This window comes from Oceanirhabdus seepicola (genome assembly GCF_023684385.1).
Taxonomy (GTDB): Bacteria; Bacillota; Clostridia; order Clostridiales; family Clostridiaceae; genus Oceanirhabdus; species Oceanirhabdus seepicola.
Window position 1 is genome coordinate 1,119,094 of record NZ_JAGSOJ010000002.1, and the last position, 22,670, is coordinate 1,141,763.

A 22,670-nucleotide genomic window follows, 5' to 3' on the forward strand; every position below is an offset into this window, starting at 1 on the left:
CTAGTTTTTTGCATTTTTAGCAACTGCAATCACAACTTTTTTTCTTCTTAAATATTTTTATAATTATTCCGATTGTTAGTGAGATAAGTGCAATAGCCATCAGTAGTTGTATTGCTGAAATTGCTCCATTTGCTAGCATCCCACCAAATACATTAACTAAGAATGCAACTATCCATGCTAATGCTAGTTGATAACCTACAGAGAATAGCATAAATCTGTAACCAAATTCTTTCTTCATTGTTGCTATCACGGTTACGCATGGAGTATAAAGAAGAACGAATACCATGAAGCCATATGCAGTTACAGCAGAGAAGTGTTGTGGTAACAAGGTTTGCAAGTCACTTCCGAAAATTACTCCCATACTACTAACAACAACTTCTTTAGCTAGGAGACCATTTAGTAATGCTACTGCTGATTGCCAGTTACCAAACCCTAGTGGAGCGAAAAATGGTGCTATAGCCTTACCTATTGATGCAAGGAAACTATCGTTGATTGAATCTGTTGCACCAGTCATACTGAAACTTGAAAGGAACCAGATTACTACAGACATTGCAAGGATGATAGTTCCTGCTTTCTTAACAAATCCTTTAGCCTTTTCCCATGTATGAAGAAGTAAATTTTTGAAATTTGGCACCTGGTACTCAGGTAGTTCAATTATAAATGGTTCTTCATCTTTTTTAAATATTGTATTCTTAAATAATATGCCAATAAGGAATGAAAGTACAATTCCTAATAAGTATAGTGACATTAAAACTAGTGTCCCATTATTAGGGAAAAAAGCAGATATAAATACTGCATACACTGGTAAACGAGCATTACATGACATTAACGGAACAAGTAGTGCAGCAAGTTTTCTATCTTTTTCGCTTTCAAGAGTTCTTGCAGACATTACAGCAGGAACACTACATCCAAATCCTACAATCATAGGGATAAAAGCTTTTCCAGAAAGACCCATCATTCTCATAAGTTTATCTGTAATAAGTGCAGCTCTGGCCATGTAACCACTATCCTCGAGTAGGGTAATGCCTATAAAAAGCACTAATATTATTGGTAAAAATACTAGAATAGAACCTACGCCAGAAATAATTCCATCTACTAGTAAGGATTTTATCATAGGACTTAAGAATGTTAGCGATTCATTTAGAAATGGTATTAAAGAATCATTAAGATAACCATCTAATAGATCAGCTAACGGTTGACCAGCCCAATTGAAAGTAAACTTAAATATTATAAACATCATGAAAAGGAATATTGGAAAGCTTAAAAATTTATTAAGCATAACTTTATCAATTTTATCACTTATTGATGATTCATCAGTTTTAATATAGTTAGTACATTTATCTAACACACTATCTAAATAGATATATGTATCTGTTTCATCATCAAAATCTTTTATGTTATTTTCCTTTTTAAAATTACCACTTATAATGAAATCTTTAACTTTATCGATTCCTTCGTTTTTTGAAGCGGATATTGGAATAACCTTTAAACCAAGTTCATCTTCAAGTTTTGTTGTATTGATTTCAATTCCTTTGGATTTAGCCATATCCATCATATTTAAAACAATAACAATAGGTTTTTTAAATTGTTTTAATTGAGTTGTTAGAAAAAGATTTCTCACAAGGTTTGATGCATCAACAATATTTATTATTAAGTCTACATCATCTTTTTGTAAGAATTCCTTTGAGACTTTCTCCTCATTAGAAAAGGTATCCAATGCATAGATACCAGGCAAATCAATTATTCTGTTGTTCTTATAAGAACCTTCTTTTTTATCAACAGTAACCCCTGCCCAGTTTCCAACTTTCTGTTTAGATCCTGTGAGCAGGTTGAAAAGAGTGGTCTTTCCAACGTTAGGATTACCAACTAAGGCAATTGTCTTCATTAGTAACCTCCTTAATTCGCTTTTTTAACTTGAATTAATTTAGCGTCTTTTTTTCTTAATGCTAAGGTTGTACCTTTTAAATTTATAATAATAGGATCTCCTAGTGGAGCTTTGTTTTTGAACGTAATTTCAGCACCTTGAACACATCCTAAAGCGTTTAATCTTTTACAGAGTTTTTCTTCTCCAGCAACAATTTCAACGTAAGCTTTCTGTCCTGGATATAAATCGCAAATGCTCATTATTACCACCTCGTAATGAAAATTATTATCAATTTAATTCTAGCATCATTTTCAATTAATGTCAATTGGGTTTAATGTACTTTAATTGAGTTTAATTGAAAATGATGATATTATAATAGTAAGAATATAAATAGAGAGTGTGATAATTTGATTCAAATAAATAAGGGTATAAAAGTAGATGGTTCCTTTAATGATTATATGATGAATATTAATGGGAAGGAAGTACCATGTAGTGAGGTATGTGAGAAGGGGGTATTCCTAGATCTTGAGCATTATGTATATAAAAAACCAATTGGTGTTGTAGTATTTGGGGCATGCGTACTTGATAATAATACTAACGAGTTACAATTTTTACAATATATGATGGAAAATAGAGGGGAAAAACAAATTGTTTTATCACAAGCGGAAGAATATTTAAGATATATGTATGAGTGCAAGGGGAAGAGATACATAATAACATTCTCGGGAAATAACGATTTTCTTGTACTTAAGCATCTTTCTGAAAATGAGATATTTGATTTCAGTGTGGTGTCTAGATTGATTCATGTTGATATTCAGAAAGAATATGAAAAGGTTTTTAAAAAAATAATAGGATTAAAAAAATTAGAGGAAATAATGAATATCGAAAGGGAAAGTGAAGTGCTAAATGGAGCAAAAATTGCTAGGACTTTTGGTAAAATGTTCTCTAAAGAAAATTACAGAATGGCAAATGATAAAATAGACAAGCTTTTACTATATAACCAGCAGGATGTCATTAGTTTATATTACATAATGGAAAAGTGGAAAGATATGTTTATCAATAAAGAATTAACAGAAAAGGATACAGAAATAAAGAATATAGAAATAAAGAATACAGAAACAAAGGACAAATAACATAATTTCTTCTTTGTTTCTTTGTTATTTTGATATTTGTATTTTAATTAATCAATATATTAATTAAGCATAAGGCATATATATACACTTCTTATAATAATGTTATAATAACATATTATTTAAGGGGTGTATTTTTATGGAATTAAAAACAAAATCCTTACACGATAATGAAGAAAAACAGGTTCATAATGCAAGAGATATGGTGAAATTATATGCTAGGATGAATGGGGCATTAACTCTGTGCGAACTTTTAGCTTTGAATGCTAAGATAAAGTGTCAAAAGGAAACTACTACAGAAATAAAAGAAATAAGAGAAATTTTCTATAGCAAAAACATTGGTGAAATTCTAAAAATAATATATAATGATTTTAATGGAATAAGAAAGAGTTATGAAATTGAAGTTGAAGATGAACAAGGAATTAAGGAAAAATTTAATGTAACTTTATTTTTGGATATACACAATAAAAAAATTAGAGATGGTAGGATTGTTTTATTTAAAGAGAAAGAAATGCCTTTTAGGCTTTATGAAATAGAGAATCTTATTAGGGGACGGTTTGTTAATAAATTAATTCATAAAAATATAATTCTGATAATTATTAATGTTCTTGAAAAGAAGGGTTACGCAGATAATGATATAGAATATTTTATTAAAGCTTATTTAAATGCTGTTTATGAGATAAAATCTGATATTTGAATATGCCCAAGATGGAATTAATGAAATACTAAAATAGGAGGGGACAGTTTGAAAGGATTAACAGAAGAGATAAAGTATTCTCTTGGAGAAAAAAAAGCTGATTTGGTTTTAAAGAACGCTTCAATTGTAAATGTCTTTACTAAAAAGATTATTAAGAATGATGTGGGTATTAAAGATGGGAAAATAGTGGGTATTGGAAGATTTAGTGGAGAGAAAGAAATCGACTGTAGTGAAAAATATGTTGCCCCATTATTTATTGATGCTCACGTACACATTGAATCATCCATGATGACACCTAGCGTTTTTTCTCAAGAGGTTCTAAAGAAAGGTGTAGGAACAATCATTGCAGATCCTCATGAGATTGCAAATGTACTTGGGGAAAAAGGAATAGAGTTTATGATTAATGATACTGCTGAGATTGGGGCGGATATATTCTATATGTTGCCATCGTGTGTACCAGCCACAGATATTGATGATAATGGAGCTGAAGTTGGAGTAAAGGAATTAAAGAGATTAAAGAAATATAGCAATGTCATAGGACTAGGGGAAGTAATGGATGTTCTTGCTGTTATTGCGGGAAGAGAAGATATGATACAAAAACTTGAGTTATTCAAGGGAGAAATCATAGATGGACATTGTCCTAACATAAGCAAACGGTGGTTGAATGCATATGTGGATGCAGGAGTTATAACAGATCATGAGTGTTCAACTTCAAGAGAAGCTCTTGAAAAGATAGATTTAGGTATGAAAATTCTCATTAGAGAAGGATCGGCAGCAAAGGATTTGAAAAAGGTGATTTCTACAGTTAATATAGAGAATTCCCATATGTTTTGTTTCTGTACAGACGATAGACATATAGACGATATAATTGGGGAAGGTACCATAAATAACTGTGTTAAAAAAGCTATAGAATTAGGGATGGATCCTATAATGGCTTATACATTGGGCTCATATAATGCAGCTAGAATATATAACCTTCATGATAGGGGTGCTGTAGCACCAGGGTTTAAGGCTGATCTTTTAATACTCGATGATCTTAATGATGTTAGCATCAATAGGATTATAAAGAATGGTAAAGAAGTAACAGAACATAGAATTTTTGTTGAGAATAAGTATATATTTGAAAATACTATTAAAATTAGTGAAATAACAAGTGATATGTTAAAAGTTAAATGTGAAGGAGAGCTTATAAATGTAATCAAAGTAATCCCTGAATCTATTGTAACTAAAAAAGAAGTAAAAGAAGTAGTTAATGATGGCGAGTTTGTTACAGAGATAAAGGGAAGAAGGATAAATAAGATAGCTGTTTTTGGAAGACATACAAAATCGCATAAGTACTCAGTAGGGTATATTGATGGATTTGGAATTAAGAATTGTGCTCTTGCTCAAAGTATTTCTCATGACTCCCATAATATTGTATGTGTAGGAGATAGTGATGAGGATATGACAAAAGCGGTGAATAAGGTAATTCAGATGGGGGGCGGAATTGCTCTAGTCTGTGAAGGAAAGGTAATGGAGAGTATAGCCCTTCCAATTGGGGGATTAATGACAAATATGAATCCAGAATTTATAAGTGGCAGAATCAGAAGAATTAAAGATGTTTTAAAGGGTAAAGGGATTTCAGGAGGAGTTGATCCATTAATTACATTATCATTTATGAGTCTTACAGTAGTACCAACTCTCAAAATTACACCTAGAGGGTTATATGACTATAATATAAATGAGTTTATTCCTCTTTTTATAAAGTAGTAACATATTTATAAACTCGCGCCGACTATTTATGTCGGCGTTTTTTGTCGCTAAAAAATACCTTCGAAAGGGGCAAAATAAAGAATATTTATTCAATAAAAGGATAAAAATAACAATATGTAATTAAAATACTTTACGTTTTATGCTATAAATCCTATAACTAAATAGAATCCGTGGAGTATATTAACCATAAAAAATATATATGGAGGATTATGATATGTTAAAAGAAATCAAGAACAAAAAAAGAAAAGGATTTAGCCTGGTGGAATTAATAGTGGTTATCGCTATTATAGGAATTTTGGCTGCAATAGCAGTTCCTAAGTATTCTGCATATAAGGATAATGCAAATAAGAGGGCAGATGAGGTAACGGCGAAACTACTTGCTGAAGCGGCACTTATGGCATACGAAGCTGGAGAACTTCAGGATAAGGTTGATGCAAATGATGCTTTAAGTTCAAATGATTTAGAGGATGTGTGGAAGTATATTAAGGGCGGAATGGATACTAAGCCTAAAACTGGTGGAGTTTGGGGAATTGCTTTTTCTAATACAGATAAAGTAATTGATCCTACGGGAACTATAACCGTTACAGCTACAGTTACAAGTATAGTTAAGGAAACTAATGATGGAAAAGAAACAGAAAAAGAAATAGAAACTAAAAATATAGAGCACACACTAGATTATTAAGAATATTAAAAAAGTGTGATAAGTTTTATATATTCAAAATACGGGGGCGTCATGAATGATTTAAACTTTTTCTATGAATTCATTGAAGAAAAAAGGAATAAAAATATATCAATCACACTTAGTCTATTTGCAGTTTTATTTATTTTAGGTGGTGTTGTAAGTTCTGTGTTTTATCTAGAGAGGGATATTTATAGGGAGAAAGTCAATATTGATAATCACAATAAAATGCTAAGATCAACCCAGGTGAGTAAACTTGATAGTAATTTTAAGAGCATTAGTGAAAATGAAAGAGTATTAAAGGAGTCTTTAACACAGATTCAAAGTATAAAAGCATATGTTGCTGGTTTAAATAAGATAACTACACATGGAATAGTGAGGATCTTTAATGCTATACCTAAAAATGTAAGTATAAGTTCTTTTGAATACAACCAAAAACAATTATCTATGGACTGTGAGTCTTCTGATAGAAAAGGAGTAGCCTCAACTATAAATAATCTTAAAGGGGTAGGACTTAAAGAGGTGAATGTACCTTCAATAGTAGCAGTGGATAATGACGGAGTTACTACCTATAGGTTTTCCATTTCTGCAAAGATAGAGGAGATGAAGAATCATGAAGATAACTAAAAGAGAGAAGGTTATGCTTATTGTTCTTTCTGCTATTATATCAATCTTCGTCTATTATGATTTTTTGTTAAATCCTAGATTAAAGCAAATAGAAAGCTTAAGGGAGGAAAAGTACTTACTAGAAGGAGAAATGAGTAAGATAGAGCATAATAGGAATGAAGAGAAGTTAAATAAGGTAAATGTTGAAGGGTTATCAAAAGAAATGAAATTATTAGCCATTGATTTTTTTCATTATATAGAAGAAGAAGATGTAATTAATGTAATAGATGAGATTATTAATAACTCAGGAATAAATATAAGTAGTATGTCTATAACATCAGAAGATATAGATTCTGGTGTTATGGGCAGGAGTATTCCTCGGTTTTCTGTAACATTATCTTATAGCGATGCTTTGACTGAGTTAATGAAGTTTATATCAGAAATTGAAAATTATCATAAGGAAATAGTAATTAAATATTTGAGTATTTCAGGTGGAGAACTATGTGACATGACAGGGAGTGTAACTCTTGAGTTATACTATTTTCCTATTGGAGATGATAAAAAGATTATATATTACTATCCGGGTTTAAAGAGAAAGAATCCGTTTAACAAACAATAAAAAAGACCGAAATAATGAAATTATAGGTGAGAATATATCTGTGATTTCATTATTTTGGGTTTTAGTTAGACTGGTTTGGGTATATAATAAATACATAAATTGTTATTTATTTTTACATGCCAAAGTCTAGACTGGAGAACAATATAATTATGATGATGAAAAAAATAAATATTAAAGAAGTGTTGAAAAAAATAATAAAAGGAATTATTGGTACATTTAAAGAATTGAAATCTGTTGATAGGTCAACAAAGATTATGATATTAATGTTAAGTTTTATTTTTTCTGTTTTAATTGAAATTGGATTGGATTTTTATTTCAAATTCTTGGTGTTTTTCGTGATTTTTAATCTTTTATTCTATGTGGGGTACTTCTTATTTGGAATTTTAAGTAAGCCCTTTAAATTTATTGATAATAGATTAATGGGTATTCATTGTGGTATATATATAGTGTTTTATGTCTTAATTACTGAAAGCTCTTATTCCTTTTTTGAAGAAGTGAATGCTACGGTAATAGTACTAATGGTTATTTCATATTTAACATTTTTTCTTGCAAAGAAGAGTACCATTGGAGCACTAAAAATATGTTATTGTATATTTTTAAGTGTAGTGATTATAATTCAATTATGGAGTTTTCATATTGGAGAATATCCTTATACTGGGGAAAATGAAGAAAAAATTGAAAAGATTTATTCTCAATATTTAAAGGAAGACAGTTCAATATACAATGTTTTAGGGGATGAAAATATAATAAGCGATTATAATGTGATATGGTATGGTAACCAAGATGATAAGAGAAGTAGATATAGTAATGGGGAATTAAAAACAGAAGTGGTGACCATAGGAGAATTTATTGAAGAGCCCATTGGGATTGATAAAATGTGGAGAATGGTATATTGGGATACTCAATTTGATACTGTTCCTATAAATGGACATATATATTATCCCAAGAATGAGGGAGCTTATCCCCTTGTGGTTGTAATACATGGAAATCATTCTATGGAGGAGCCTTCAGAATTAGGGTATGAGTATATAGGAAAGTTCCTATCAGAAAGAGGATATGTGGTAGCTATGGTTGATGAAAATTACTTTAATGGTAGTTGGAGTGGCGGTTATTCAGATGAGAATGATGGAAGAGCGTATCTAACTCTTAAGCATATAGAGCAAATTTTTCAATGGAATAAAGAAGAGGGGAACCCTATTAGGGGTAAAATTAATGAGGAGAGTGTGGCTCTCTTTGGGCACTCAAGAGGAGGCGAAACTGCATTTCTGTCAAAATTATTCACAGAGATAAGTGAATCACCAGAGGATTATGGTGTGGATTTTAACTTCCCAATTGATATTAAATCAATAATTACATTTGGAACTACTTATGGTCAGTATGAATCTTGTGGGGATTATCCAAAAATACATGATGTTAATTTTTTAGCTATTCAAGGGAGTAATGATGGAGATGTTTCAGAATTTCAAGGAAAGAAATCATATGATAATGTTATTTTTACGGGTAAAGACTTTTATTTTAAGAGTTACTTATATATTGAGGGAGCCAATCATGGGCAGTTTAACACCATGTGGGGGGATGAAGATGATGACTTCCCTTTAAGTTTGATGATAAATAAGAGTGAACTTATAAGTGGAGAAAAGCAGAGAGAGATAGCTCTAAAATATACTTATATTTTTCTTGAGAGTACTTTAAATGATAGAGAAGAGTTCATACCAATATTCAAAAACAATTTAAATGGTATAAATCAGCATGAAAATAAGCGGTTCATTAATGGGTATAGTGACTCAGAAAGTTATACTCTTGTAGATTTTGATAAAAATAGTTATAGGTATTCTATTTTAACTGACTCGGGAATTGGAAAAGATGGAGATGTAGCTTATGAAATTAAGAAGATAAGACTTAGGGATAACGGGAAGCTTAACAATAAAGGGATGTATATTAGTATTGATGAGAGTACTAAAAATATTGTAGGATTTAATCTTAAGAGAAATATAGAAATTGAGGAATATAATTATCTCAGTTTTGATATGGTTTCTTTCGGAGCAAAAGATCTTATTTATAACATTGAAGTAGAGATTTTTGATGGTGATGGAAATAAAGTAGTATATGATGTGAATGAATTATATCCATTATGGGATAGTATTGATAGTAATGTTATGAAAACAGAATCTTTAAACGATGATTTAGGAAAAAGGGAGGGGACTGTATTTCAGACAGTTCTGTTACCTTTAGATTATAGTGCAAAAATCGACAATATCTCTGTAATAAAGTTCATTTTTGATGAGGGAGAGTATATTTTAGATAATATAAGTCTTATAAAATAGATATAAGTCGTATGAAAATAATTTCCATAAAAAGGAAAATGAGTTACAATATAAATATGTTTATATTGTAATATTTTTCCAAATGGAGGTTGTTTATGAAAGTAATAAAGAGGATTATTTTAAGTATGGTTGTATTTATATTATTGATAAATTGCATTAGTATTAGGTGTTATGCTAATAATACCGAGGGCTATGAAATTGAATTTAACAAAATTAAAGTTGGAGATGGTTCATATACCATAGTGTTTTCTGATAGAGAATATTATGTAATGGATGAACATGAGAAGTTAATTAAAAATAATGAAGCAAACAACATACATAGTATTTTTGAAAGTGATGGAGAGGTTTATTTAATTAATATTATTGATGAATGTGATGAGTATAGATGGCAGCTTTTTAAATTAAATATTGGTAAGGATATTGGATTTGAAATAATAGTGGATAAGGCTTATGGAATTTTTAACACTGAAACTAATGGGATAGTTGTTGTTAATAATACTCAGAACAATATATTTGAGTTTAAGTATCATAATGTTGATGGTGAAGAAGAAAAGATAATTTTATCCATGGATGGATTTAATGATTATGGGAGCTTGAAAAATGTTAAAGAGATAGATATTAGAGAGTATAGTATCTTGTTCTTAACTATAGCTGGAGAAGCCATAGAATATAATTTCATTTATGAAGAGTTTTTTAAAATAATTGATGAGTTTGTTTACAATCTTAATGAAGTTTAAAGAAAACAAAATGAAGAATGATGGTTATTTAATTCTGTGAAATTTTAATTAGATGATTCATTTTAACTAATGCTTCTGTAAAGAGTGAAATTGGATAATATAGTGCTAAAAAAGGAATAAATATGAGGAATACTATGTACCTTTACAAAAATTAGGATAAAAAAGCCTCTGTACTAGAGGCTTTTGGTGTTCATTTAATCATTACTTATAATCTTTAGTTAATAGGTAGTGAGTTTCTGAAAATTTGAATTTATATCCAACTGATTGACTTACTTTAATTGCTGATATATTGTCGGGATGATGTTTTACAAGAACTTTTTCAAACTGTACATTTTCATATAACCTCTTATACATACATGCATATAGCCATTTTCCGATGCCTCTGTTTCTGTATTCTCTTTTAACTCCCACCATAAATTGATATGGGAAACGGGCATCAGTGTTAGTTACCCTAAGGTTTGATTTGGCAATCATTTGATTTTCAGAGTTAAAAACCATATAACAATTATGCGTCATATTATTATTTCTAAAGTTATTATTGATTTTTCTTTGTTTTTCTTGTGTTATAATAGGACTTTCATAAGCATCTTCATTATTATCAGGCATATCTTTCATTGTTTCTGTAAATAAGTCACAATATTGTTGAATATACTCTTCTGAGATTAAAGTAGTATATTTCATTTTAAGGTCTTTATTTTTAGTTTCAAACCTATGAATCCATGTAGTAAGCATGTCCACATTGATATCTCCTCGATCTAATGTATAACAATTGGATTTGAATTTTGTTTTATAGTTGTATTTATTGATTAATTCAGTTAACTCATCGTTATAGGTTTGAAGTAGAATCTCACCGTGTTCATTTAATTTTGACTTTATAAAAGAATTAATGGTACTAATAAGATCTTCATTCATATTTTCATTAATTAATATTTTTAATTGATTCTCTGGTTTTTCATTAAAATCAATAGTTTTTGTGAAGCAAATTATACCACATATTGAAGTATCTTTTTTTAATAAAAATAATTCCTTATCATCATTATAAAAATTTGACAAAAATTGATTTTTGAACTTGTCCAAATTATCATAGATATTTAAGAAGTTGTATTTATTATTATTATTTTGATCAAAAATATATAAAGATTCAATTTCTTTATCTGTTAAATTTTTTGCGTCTACTTTGTTTAAGTTATACATAAAATTCCTCCTTAAGTTAATATTTGTATATACGGATAAATAATAGCATTTAAAAAAATAGATGTCAATAAGGTGAGTGGGTGTGCAGTTCTAAAAACAAAAAAATGGATGCTTCTGCCTTAAAGGCAGAAGCATCCATCATTCTCCATTATACATTGCTTTTAAACGTTTGCTTTTAAAAGCTCAATTCCTTTTTCAATTCTATTTAGAGATTCTTCTTTTCCAAGTACATCTGCTAAATCAAAAGCACCGCCTGGAGTTGATGCAACACCAGATAGAGCGGTTCTTAGAGGCCATAACATCTGACCATTTTTAATTCCAAGCTCCTTAACAAAGGCCATTATAATTTCGTGAAGTGCGTCTTTATTCCATTCTTGAACATCCTTAAGAACAGGTAATACCTTTTCAAGGCTTTCAAGTGAATTTTCAGGTGTTGTTTTCATCTTCTTATGAACATAAAGATCTATGCTGTATTCAGGTAACTCATTGAAGAATGAAATCTTCTCTGAAATATCAGTAAGAACTTCAAGTCTTGATTGAACCATTGAACCGATTTTTTTAAGATCTAATGATTCCTTAGTGATTGCTTTTTCAAGATAAGGTTTTGCAATCTCAAAGAACGCATCAAAATCCATGTTCTTAATGTATTCGCCGTTCATCCATCTAAATTTCTTCATATCAAAAACAGCTGGCGATTTATTGATGTTTCTGTAATCAAATAGTTTAATTAACTCTTCAAGAGAGAAAATCTCCTCATTTGTTCCAGGGTTCCATCCTAGTAGAGATACAAAGTTAACAATTGTATCAGCTAAGAATCCTTGTTCAATTAAATCTTCATAAGAAGAGTGACCACTTCTCTTACTTAATTTCTTGTGATTCTCATCAGTTATTAATGGTACGTGTACATATGTAGGAACTTCCCATCCGAATGCTTCATATAGTCTGTTGTACTTTGGTGAAGAAGAAAGATATTCATTTCCACGTACAACGTGAGTTATTTCCATTTGATGATCATCCACAACATTTGCAAAGTTATAAGTTGGGAATCCATCTGATTTTATAAGAACCATGTCATCTAATTCGCTATTATCAACTTCTATTGTTCCATAAATCTCATCAGTGAAAGATGTTTTACCTTCTGTAGGGTTATTTTGTCTTATTACATATGGAATACCTTCAGCAAGGTTCTTTTCTATCTCTTCTTTTGAAAGGTGTAAACAATGTTTATCGTATTTAACGATTTCCTTTGAATCTTCATCACCTTTAAGAGAATCTAATCTTTCTTTAGTACAGAAACAATAGTATGCTTCTCCTTTTTCAACAAGTTTTTTAGCATTCTCAAGATACATTCCTGATTTTTGTCTTTCACTTTGAACATAAGGACCAAATCCTTTATCTTTATCTGGACCTTCATCATGAATAAGACCAGTGTTCTCTAAAGTTCTGTAGATTATATCTACTGCACCTTCAACATATCTTTCTTGGTCTGTATCTTCAATTCTTAATAAGAAATCTCCATCTTCGTGTTTTGCAATTAAATATGCATATAAAGCTGTTCTCAAGTTACCAACGTGCATTCTACCAGTTGGACTTGGAGCAAATCTTGTTCTGATTTTATTACCCATAATTTCACTCCTTAGAATTATCTATACATAGATATTATAGTAAGAACTAATTTAAGTCAAGAACCCAAAATGAGCAGACCGTCTAAAAAGCCCAATCTCGGCGTCACTAAGGCTCTCTGTGCTGCTCGAGTACAAAATTCGTACACTCCACTGCTCGTTCGCCTTGTTCCTTGACCTTGAACTTTTTAAACAATCTGCTTTCTAAAGACAAAAAACAGATTGAACACAAAATAATATAACTTTGTCATCAAATATTAAGGAACTCCATATAAATGGAGTTCCTGGCGATATATATATATATATTAGGATATCAATTCTCTCAAAGTCAGAAACTTAGGGAGTCCGTTTTCCAAAACGAAATTTGGCTGACCTTGTATGAGAGGAGAGATATATTCAAAAGCACTGTCATTAAGGTGATTGCTCTCAGTGTTTATCCAATCAGTTGGAACATATTTTATCTGATTAGCAATCTTTGATGTATGAATTATTATAGGTTCACAGAAATAAGGGAATGAAGATGTTCTTTTTAAAGCTACTAGCATTCCATTTTCTCCATAAGAAGAGTAGTCTAAAGCAGCTTCCCCAAGGGAGAATGCTTCATCAATATCTCTTTGTGATGCGCAGTGCATAGCACATCTTTGAGAAGTGGAAATCTCAAGTGAACGAACCTTTGATACTATTCCTTTTTCAATAAGGATATGTTTAAGGTATGCTCCTACCCCTCCTAATTGAACGTGACCAAAAGTATCTTTTTTGCTTTCAGCATTTAGTTCACTAATAAATGTTCCCTCAGCATTTCTAATTCCTTCAGATACAACAACGAATACACTGTCTTGAGTTTCAAGTTTCTTCTTAACGTTATTTAAGAACTGTTCTTCATTGAATATGCTTTCAGGAAGATAAATATAGTCAACAACACATTTATTATTAATTCTTGCAGCAGTTGCAGAAGCAGCAAGCCATCCAGTATCTCTACCCATTGTCTCTACGATAAAAACGTTTTTCTTTGAATAAACGTTAGTATCAAGGTAGTTTTCTAAAATTGTTGATGCTATGAACTTTGCTGCACTACCATAACCTGGTGTATGATCCATTATTGGTAGATCGTTATCAATAGTTTTTGGAATTCCAAAGAATTTTAAATTCCTATTTTTAAGTTCAGCATATTTCGAAAGCTTATTAACAGTGTCCATAGAGTCATTTCCACCAGCATAGAAGAAAGTCTCTATATTGTGTTTGTCCATTATATCAAATAAAAGATCATATTCTTCAGTACATTTAGTAACATCTTTTAATTTATATCTGCAAGATCCTAATGCGGCAGCAGGAGTATACTTAATAGTTTCTATTTGTTCATTTGTTAGATTTGATAGGTTGAAGAATTTCTCTTGAAGTATTCCTTCAATACCATTTAAACCTGCAAAAACGTTATCGTAATATTTAATCTTATTATTTTTCGCAACAACCCCCATTACACTTGAGTTGATTACAGAAGTTGGTCCACCTGATTGAGCAATTATGCAATTTCTCATAATAATCCCCTTTCTTTAATGTGAGAATTTTATATTTAATGTAGTATACTATATATTCTTTGTTTGTGATAAATATATAAGAAACTACTCTATTAAACCTACAGAATAAAAACGTGGAACATTTGGATAATATTCGTTCGTTCGATTTCATTATAATATAAAGTGGCTTAATTATGCAATACGTTATACAAAAAAAGTTATTAAATATAATTATACATATTAAATTGATATATAATATATATAAAACAAGCTTAAATGTATAAACATTTTAGGTTATTTCATGTGTTAGCAAGTTCTTCAAGTTTTTGTGGTAGAGAAGTGATGTTTAGAAATGGTATAATGGTTAAAAAAAGAAAATAATTGAAGGTGATAGTATTGAATATTGATAAAATATTAGGAAATACATATAGTATTTCAGCACCAACCAACATAGGGGTATATATATTTAAGAATAAAGATGCTTTGATAATAGACACTGGAACAGGAAAAGCTTTCGGTAAAAAGATATTTAAGATTTTGAATGAAAACCAGTTAAAATGTAGATTTATAATCAATACACATAATCATACTGATCATTGTGGAGGAAATTTATTTATTAAGGAAAATTCACCTAACTTGAGAATATATACATCTCATGAAGAAAGATTGTATATTGAGAATTATCAAATTGGAGCATATATTACATATGGAGGTAATCCTGTTGAAAAAATGAAGGATAAGAATAAATTTAGTGAGGTGGATGAGACTATTGAACAGGGAAAGTTAGAGTTGAATAATAAGGGATTTGAGATTGTCTCGCTGCCAGGACATGCATCGGATGGGATAGGTATTATAACACCTGATAAAGTGGCATTCCTAGGTGATAGTATTTTTTCAGAAAGTATACTTGAAAAATATTCATTAGCGTATGTGTTCAATATAGAAGAGTTCCTTGATTCGTTAGAAAAAATTAAGAGTTTAAAATGTGATAGATATGTAATTGGACATTCCGACAGAATATATAATCATGAGGAAATGGAAGAATTAATAGAAGTAAATAGAAGCAACATAAAGAAGTATGAGCAAGAAATATATGATGCTCTTAATAATCCGATGACACAGGAAGATCTTATGGAGCGCATATTCATATTAAATGATCTTAACATAAATAAGAAGCAATACTACCTAAATAGAACAACTATAAATGGATACATAACTTACTTATTAAATAAAGGAAAGATTGACAGTATGATAGAAGGCGGAAAATTATATTTTTATTCTAACGCTTAAGGAGGATAAAATGCAGCGAGATATAGCTCTGATGAAACTATCAAGAGAAGAAGTTATTGGCAAAAGAGATGAAATAAAAAAACAATTTATTAAGAAATCTATAAATTATTTGGAATATGGATTGGTGGATATATCTGCTGTTGATATAAAGATATTATTTAATATATATGATGAGATATTTCTTCAAGAGGTCTTTAAAAAATATAAAATGAACATAAAGTTCTCAATATCAAGTCGGATGACCTCTGCAGCAGGTAAAACATTAGCTAAAACAAGGAATGGGAAGCTGGTTAATGATTTTGAAATAAGGTTATCTAAGGTATTTTTCAATAATTTGTTGAAAACAGAAGAAGATAGAGAAGTATGTGGATTAAAATGTGAGGATAGATTAATGGCAGTGATGCTCATAATGGAACATGAAATGGTTCATCTTCTAGAATTTGTGCTATATGGTGATAGCAATTGTTCTAATCCTCGATTTAAGATTTTGGCAAAGAATATTTTTGGACATACTCAATCATATCATAAACTACCAAATAACAGAGAGGTTTTGAAGAAAGAGAAGAACATGGTGTTAGGAGATAGGGTATGTTTTGATTTTAAGAATGCAAGGTTAGAGGGTGTACTCTATAAGGTTAATAAACGAGCTGTTGTTATGGTGAATAGTGAAAATGGACAATATAGTGATAAAAAAGGCAACAGGTACGAGAAATTCTATGTTCCATTGGAAAAACTCAGCCTGTTGAAAAAATAAATATAACAAAGAAAATAAAAACATAGTTGGAAGTTGAGAGTGGAGAGTGGAGAACGATGGATGTTTCTGCCCTTAGGGCAGAAACTACATCTTATTCTTCTTTAGACCAACGAGATTTTACTCATTTTATCTGTGGATAAAATATTGTATTTAGAGTACAAGGTTTCATTTAAATGAAACGAGTAAATTTTTTTTGTTCAAGGAACAGCAGAATTTAAATTTCACGGAGTGAAATGTCAATCGTTCTCAATTCTCAACTCTGCACTTTTACGTTTCTTTTAATACTGTTCCGATGTCTACTTATTCTTAATGGGTCATGGGAATTTTGTTGTTTTAACAAAATAAAAAAGCCTCTGTGGGAGAGGCTTTTGGTTAATGGAAATAACATATTCTCAGGGAGTTATGTAATGAATGCTGAAAGTCATGCTCTGTATTCATATATATGTGGTTAAGTGGTTATATAGGTTCTAGCGGGACGCGACCTATTGAACATGAAATTCTATATCATTGTCATAACTTTGAAAAATGTAGTATATAAAAATATAGCAAATGTGCATAATTCACTATATTTGGTATTGACTATTTATAAATTGAATACTATTTCGAATGTTATAAATACAACAACAAATTGTGACAATTGTTATTTATATGGTAACACATTATTATGGATTTATCAATTATTTATTTGAAAGGAAACAAAATTCTGAAAATTAAACTATATGAAAGAAAAATATCATATGGTTGTTTATGCCATAATTTCTTTCATTTTATTTATAAGTATATCAATATCTTCTTCAGAAGTCCAATAACTTGTGACAAAGCGCATTAAACCGTCCTCTTCTGGATTGATTTTAATATTGTACTTTAATAATTTTTCCATAAGTTCAATGCTATCAAAGTCTTTCAGTTGGAAGAATACCATGTTTATGTGAAGGAAATCATGTGAAACTTTTATGTTTTTGAATTCTTTAAGTCGTTTAGCGAGATATAATGCTGTTTCATGGTCTTCTCCAATTCTCTCAGCCATATCAGTTATAGCTAATATACCAGCAGCTGCAATGAAGCCTGCCTGACGTAAGCCACCGCCTAAAAGTTTACGAGCTTTTTTTGCTCTTTCAATAAATTTCTTGTCACCAGCTAGTATTGATCCAATAGGAGCGCAAAGCCCTTTTGATATACAAACATTTACTGTGTCACAGTATTGAGTCAGTTCTTTGATATCTTTATTTAAATAAGCAGCTGCATTGAATAGGCGAGCACCGTCTAGATGAACAGGAACATTATTTACATTTCCTACTTCGTAAATTTTTTTCATATTATCAAGTGATATAACTCTACCATTAGAGTGAGCATTTTCCATGCAAATAAGTCCTGTGGAAGGGTAATGAATATCATCTTCCTCTTTTCTTATTCTCTCTTTGATATGTAATGGATTCATTTCTCCTTTTGTACTTTGGATAGGTCGTAATTGTACACCACTTATAACAGCTGCAGCGCCAACTTCATGTTGAATAATATGAGTATCTTCTCCTAGGATTACTTCGTTTCCTCTTCTACAATGAGTGAAAATTGCAAGTTGGTTACCGAATGTTCCAGAAGGAACTAATAATGCAGCCTCTTTTCCAAGAATTTCAGCAGCCAGTTTTTCAAATTTATTTACTGTAGGGTCATCACCGTATACATCATCTCCAACTTCGGCCTCGAACATTGCTCTCCTCATATCATCTGTAGGCTGCGTTATAGTGTCACTTCGTAAATCAATAAATTTTTTCATTATAGTCTCTCCTTTTTTGTTTTATTCCATGCATATATTAGTTGTCCTAAAGATATTCCTCCATCGTTACATGGATAATCTTTATGGGTGTGCACAATAAAAGATAGTGATGTTAATTTATTAATACTATTCTCTAGTATGTATGAATTTTGAAAAACGCCACCACTTAAGCATACATCATTTATGTTATGTTCCTTTCTTATAGATGAACATATATCTACAATTATATTAATTATAGTATTATGAAATTTAAGGGATATTATCTCCTTAGGAACTTCATTCAAAATATCTTTTGAAATTGTACAAATTAACTCTGCAATCTCAATTCTTTTAGTTCTATTATCTTCATTAATTACATGATTGTATGAATCATCGCTCTTAACAGGTAGATTCCATAAGAGTTCCTCAAGTTCTATGGATGCTTGACCCTCATAAGTTGCTTCATTACAGACTGATATCAGGGATGATACACAATCAAATAATCTACCAATACTTGAGGTTGAGAAGGTGTTTATATTTTTATTTAGCAAGGTAATTAAGGTTTTCTTATCATTTTCATTACCAGTTATGGATGAAAGAATATTTTCATATTGTTTTTCATTCAAAGCTCCATTGGATTTTAAGAATGCTTGATTAAGGTATGCTACAGCAATCTTCCAAGGTTTTTTAATCGCTGATTCTCCTCCTTGTATATCCATATATTCAAAGTGGGCATATCTGTTACATTGGTTCAAATCACATATAAAGAACTCGCCGCCCCAAACCATGCCATCATCTCCATATCCTGTTCCATCAAAGGCTACCCCGATGACTTTTTTCTTAAGGAGATTATTCTCAGCCATGCAGCTTATAATATGAGCATAATGGTGTTGAATGGATAGTTTGGTTACTTTAAATTCATTGCTAAAAGTTGTGGTGTAGTATGTAGGATGATTATCATGAACCACTACTTCAGGTTTGAAATCATATATCTTTGAAAAATGTTCTAGGTTTCTTTGGTAGAGTTTTATATTCTCATAGCTTTCGAGATCACCGTTATATTGACTCATGAATATGTTAGATTCCTTTGAAAAGGAGAAGGTATTTTTCATATTTGGACCAAGAGCTAAAATACTGTTCATCTTCTCATGTTTCAGTGGAAGAGGTACATAACCACGTGCACGTCTAAGTGTTTGGAATCTATCTCCAACAATCCTTACTATTGAATCATCAATAGGAGTATGAATATCTCTATTATGGAAGAGGAAATAATCAGCTATTGATGATAAATTTTCTCTTGCTCCTTCATTTGTATATTCAAGAGGTAGAGAAGTCATATTTGCACTTGTCATAACAAGTGCAGTAATCTCACATTTAAATAGAAGTTTATGAAGAGGAGTATAAGGCATCATAACACCACAGGTATTTACATTAGGAGCTAGTTCCAATGGAAAAAGATCATCTCCATGCTTTTTTTCAATTATAACTATTGGACGTTCTTTGCACCTTATAAGTTCCTCCTCAGCAGAGGTTATAGAATAACCTTGCCTTAACATAGTGGGGTCATCCACCATTATAGCAAAAGGTTTACATGGGCGATTCTTTCGCACACGCAGAGTTTTGAGTGCATCTTTATCATATGCATTACAGCAAAGATGGAAACCTCCTAATCCCTTAATTGCGAATATCTTTCCTTTAAGAAGTTCTTTTCTTGTAAATTCAAGTGGGTCATCACACTCTATTTTTTCTCCTTTAGATGATTCAAGCCAAAGATGAGGTCCACATTCATCACATGCATTTGGTTGTGCGTGGAATCGTCTATCTAATGGATTTTTATATTCCTCATTACACTCAGGACACATAGGGAATTTATTCATGGTTGTTTCACATCTATCATAAGGTATATTCTTTATAATTGAGAATCTTGGACCGCAATTTGTACAGTTTGTAAATGGGTATTCAAAACGTCTATTATTTGGATCAGAAATATCATGGAAACAATCTTCGCATGTTGATATATCTGGTGATATTAAGGTGACTTTATTTTTATTATCTTCGCTTATTTTTATAGTAAAATCATCAAAACCAGTTAGAGCTAGCTCTTCAATCTGGATCGCAGTTATTTTAGATAAGGGCGGAGGTGATGTTTGAAGTGAAGTAACGAGAGTGGTTATATCATCTACATTACCTTCAATATCCATAAAAACTCCTTCGCTGGTATTATTAACCCACCCTTTAAGATTATTCTCAACTGCAATTTTATAAACATAGGGTCTAAAACCAACCCCTTGAACAATTCCACTAACTTTTATGAAATTTCTCTTCATTGTATGCACCTCTCAAAAGTGTTTGCTTATTTAGAAAATTCATTAAATTATTTATATATATTTTAACACGGAATTTATATTGGGACTAGAAATAAAATGTTATACAATAGAGTAAAATATAATAAATTATATATGAAACAAAGGAGTGTTACTCTTGGATAAAAAAAGTGGTGTTGAAATTACATTAAAGGATATTCAAAGTATTAAAGCTTTTAATGGAATTACTGAAAAATCTAAAAAGGCAATTCTAAAGATAGCTAAAGCAAGGTTATATGAGAGAGATAAGACGCTCTTTTTTGAAAAGGATCAGATAAATAAATTCTACGCAATTTTATCAGGTAAGGTAAGTATGGCTAGATATTCAGGATGGGGACAGAAACGTATTTTCTTTATATTAGGGGAAGGTGACCTTATAAATGAAGTTGTCTTCGATGAACTTCCCGTATCAGTAATGTGTGAAGTTTTTGAAGAGGCAGTGATTTTAGAATTTAATAAAGAAGAGTTTCTTGCTATTATGGAGAAAGATTTTTCTTTAACACTAAACATTATTAACTCTATAGGAAAGAAACAGAGAAGGTTATATCGTCAACTAAAGAATACTGTACCTATAAGAATGGATAAGAAATTAGCAGCGAAACTCTGGAAGTTATCAAGAGATTATGGCGTTTCAAAGGGTGACTGGAGATTAATTGATCTTAAGATTACAGTAACATATCTATCCTATATGTTAGGCAGTTCACGTGAAACTATTTCAAGAGCTATGAAGGTGCTCTTAAGTGAAGGGGTAATAAAGTGGGAAGATAAGAGTCTTTTTGTTCACGAGAAGTCATTATTAAAATATTATAGGGATTAAGCAAAATTGAATATAAAAAGAATGAGTGTGTGATAATTGTCACATACTTTTTTTATGAAGTAATTTAAAATTAAAATATATTAATGGAGGATGATTTGTCTAAAATTTATCAATCCTCGAAGTTTAAATGAAAGTTATTTTAAGAAGAAAGAAAAATTTAAGGGGGGTTACAAATGTCAGGAGAAACATTGAAGAAGTTAGGAAATGCATCGGTGGCTAAAGCAAAGTTGTCAAAAGACTCAAAAGGAAAATATGTTTTAGCTTCAATTTTAGCTGGATTCTACGTTGGACTAGGAATCATTCTTATTATGACAATTGGAGGGCTGTTATCAGCAGCAGGGTCACCTTCAACTAAAATCGTCATGGGTGTATCATTTGGTATTGCACTTAGTCTTGTTATTATGGCAGGATCGGAATTATTTACAGGTAATAATCTTATTATGACAGCTGGTGCTTTGGACAATCGTGTGAGTTGGGGTGATGCAAGTCGTGTATGGTTCTATAGCTATATTGGTAACTTTATTGGATCAGCATTGGTAGCGGTGATATTCGTTATGGCGGGATCTGCAACTGGTGGAACTGGAGATTTTATAATCAAAGTAGCAAGTTCTAAGATGAGTGGCGAATTTATGCCATTATTAGCAAAAGGTATCTTATGTAATATTTTAGTTTGTTTAGCTGTACTTTGTTCTATAAAAATGAAAAGTGAATCTGGAAAGTTAATTATGATCTGGTGGTGTTTATTTGCGTTTATAACTAGCGGATTCGAGCATAGTATTGCAAATATGACTATATTTTCAATATCATTATTTATGCCACATCCAGAAACAATCTCTGTTATGGGGATGATGAATAACTTAATTCCAGTAACAATCGGTAACTTTATCGGTGGAGGAATACTTCTAGGAGGAAGCTACTTTATCTTAGGTCAGGGAAAATAATGAATGAAGTGGAG

General features: G+C 30.8%; 19 protein-coding genes. 12 read left to right on the top strand and 7 right to left on the bottom strand.

Annotation, left to right across the window (positions count from 1 at the left end):
* Window positions 1–16 precede the first annotated feature (16 nt).
* Together feoB and KDK92_RS12595 are read right to left on the bottom strand one after the other, a co-directional pair.
* The gene (gene feoB, locus KDK92_RS12590; RefSeq protein ID WP_250859614.1) at window positions 17–1,885 is read right to left on the bottom strand and encodes a ferrous iron transport protein B; all 1,869 of its coding nucleotides are present in this window, start codon (window positions 1,883–1,885) and stop codon (window positions 17–19) included.
* An 11-nt stretch (window positions 1,886–1,896) separates the two neighbouring features.
* Window positions 1,897–2,124, bottom strand: coding sequence for a FeoA family protein (locus KDK92_RS12595; protein WP_250859615.1), 228 nt, complete (start codon window positions 2,122–2,124; stop codon window positions 1,897–1,899).
* A gap of 147 nt (window positions 2,125–2,271) precedes the next feature.
* On the opposite strand from KDK92_RS12595, the gene KDK92_RS12600 reads away from it, so the two are divergent.
* The 8 genes from KDK92_RS12600 to KDK92_RS12635 all read left to right on the top strand — a co-directional run bounded on the left by KDK92_RS12600 (window position 2,272) and on the right by KDK92_RS12635 (window position 10,408).
* Window positions 2,272–2,997: a ribonuclease H-like domain-containing protein gene (locus KDK92_RS12600; protein WP_250859616.1), complete on the top strand. Its 726-nt coding sequence runs from the start codon at window positions 2,272–2,274 to the stop codon at window positions 2,995–2,997.
* 136 nt (window positions 2,998–3,133) lie between these two features.
* A complete protein-coding gene (locus KDK92_RS12605) occupies window positions 3,134–3,691 on the top strand; it encodes a hypothetical protein (RefSeq protein WP_250859618.1) in 558 nt (185 codons plus the stop codon).
* Between the two features lie 48 nt (window positions 3,692–3,739).
* Entirely contained in the window at window positions 3,740–5,440 is a 1,701-nt protein-coding gene (gene ade / locus KDK92_RS12610; protein ID WP_250859620.1) for an adenine deaminase, read from the top strand.
* Between the two features lie 217 nt (window positions 5,441–5,657).
* The gene (locus tag KDK92_RS24575; RefSeq protein WP_276575950.1) at window positions 5,658–6,125 is read left to right on the top strand and encodes a prepilin-type N-terminal cleavage/methylation domain-containing protein; all 468 of its coding nucleotides are present in this window, start codon (window positions 5,658–5,660) and stop codon (window positions 6,123–6,125) included.
* 51 nt (window positions 6,126–6,176) lie between these two features.
* Window positions 6,177–6,749, top strand: a complete 573-nt coding sequence (locus tag KDK92_RS12620; protein ID WP_250859622.1) for a PilN domain-containing protein — start codon at window positions 6,177–6,179, stop codon at window positions 6,747–6,749.
* Complete coding sequence (locus tag KDK92_RS12625) at window positions 6,736–7,347, top strand: hypothetical protein (protein ID WP_250859623.1); 612 nt, start codon at window positions 6,736–6,738, stop codon at window positions 7,345–7,347. Before KDK92_RS12620 ends, KDK92_RS12625 begins: the two co-directional genes overlap by 14 nt.
* 149 nt (window positions 7,348–7,496) lie before the next feature.
* Window positions 7,497–9,671, top strand: a complete 2,175-nt coding sequence (locus tag KDK92_RS12630) for an alpha/beta hydrolase (protein ID WP_250859624.1) — start codon at window positions 7,497–7,499, stop codon at window positions 9,669–9,671.
* Between the two features lie 95 nt (window positions 9,672–9,766).
* Entirely contained in the window at window positions 9,767–10,408 is a 642-nt protein-coding gene (locus KDK92_RS12635) for a hypothetical protein (RefSeq protein ID WP_250859625.1), read from the top strand.
* Window positions 10,409–10,609: 201 nt separating this feature from the next.
* Here the strand turns inward: KDK92_RS12635 and KDK92_RS12640 are convergent, their stop codons facing one another.
* The 3 genes from KDK92_RS12640 to KDK92_RS12650 form a co-directional block, all read right to left on the bottom strand.
* Complete coding sequence (locus tag KDK92_RS12640) at window positions 10,610–11,602, bottom strand: GNAT family N-acetyltransferase (RefSeq protein ID WP_250859627.1); 993 nt, start codon at window positions 11,600–11,602, stop codon at window positions 10,610–10,612.
* A 161-nt stretch (window positions 11,603–11,763) separates the two neighbouring features.
* Window positions 11,764–13,230, bottom strand: coding sequence for a glutamate--tRNA ligase (gltX, locus tag KDK92_RS12645; protein ID WP_476739433.1), 1,467 nt, complete (start codon window positions 13,228–13,230; stop codon window positions 11,764–11,766).
* A 299-nt stretch (window positions 13,231–13,529) separates the two neighbouring features.
* Entirely contained in the window at window positions 13,530–14,759 is a 1,230-nt protein-coding gene (locus KDK92_RS12650) for a 6-phosphofructokinase (RefSeq protein WP_250859630.1), read from the bottom strand.
* A 375-nt stretch (window positions 14,760–15,134) separates the two neighbouring features.
* Between KDK92_RS12650 and KDK92_RS12655 the strand changes: the two genes are divergently transcribed.
* Together KDK92_RS12655 and KDK92_RS12660 are read left to right on the top strand one after the other, a co-directional pair.
* On the top strand, window positions 15,135–16,028 hold the full coding sequence (locus KDK92_RS12655; RefSeq protein WP_250859631.1) for an MBL fold metallo-hydrolase: 894 nt from the start codon (window positions 15,135–15,137) through the stop codon (window positions 16,026–16,028).
* A 10-nt stretch (window positions 16,029–16,038) separates the two neighbouring features.
* On the top strand, window positions 16,039–16,782 hold the full coding sequence (locus tag KDK92_RS12660; protein WP_250859632.1) for a SprT-like domain-containing protein: 744 nt from the start codon (window positions 16,039–16,041) through the stop codon (window positions 16,780–16,782).
* A gap of 745 nt (window positions 16,783–17,527) precedes the next feature.
* Here the strand turns inward: KDK92_RS12660 and ltaE are convergent.
* Together ltaE and hypF are read right to left on the bottom strand one after the other, a co-directional pair.
* The gene (gene ltaE / locus KDK92_RS12665) at window positions 17,528–18,556 is read right to left on the bottom strand and encodes a low-specificity L-threonine aldolase (protein ID WP_250859634.1); all 1,029 of its coding nucleotides are present in this window, start codon (window positions 18,554–18,556) and stop codon (window positions 17,528–17,530) included.
* A complete protein-coding gene (hypF, locus tag KDK92_RS12670; RefSeq protein ID WP_250859636.1) occupies window positions 18,556–20,862 on the bottom strand; it encodes a carbamoyltransferase HypF in 2,307 nt (768 codons plus the stop codon). Before hypF ends, ltaE begins: the two co-directional genes overlap by 1 nt.
* A gap of 154 nt (window positions 20,863–21,016) precedes the next feature.
* Here hypF and KDK92_RS12675 point away from each other — a divergent pair, with 154 nt between their 5' ends.
* Both KDK92_RS12675 and KDK92_RS12680 read left to right on the top strand, forming a co-directional pair.
* Window positions 21,017–21,715 carry a Crp/Fnr family transcriptional regulator gene (locus KDK92_RS12675; protein ID WP_250859637.1) on the top strand — a complete coding sequence of 233 codons (699 nt, stop codon included), beginning with the start codon at window positions 21,017–21,019 and terminating at the stop codon, window positions 21,713–21,715.
* A 173-nt stretch (window positions 21,716–21,888) separates the two neighbouring features.
* Window positions 21,889–22,656: a formate/nitrite transporter family protein gene (locus tag KDK92_RS12680; protein ID WP_250859638.1), complete on the top strand. Its 768-nt coding sequence runs from the start codon at window positions 21,889–21,891 to the stop codon at window positions 22,654–22,656.
* Window positions 22,657–22,670 lie beyond the last annotated feature (14 nt).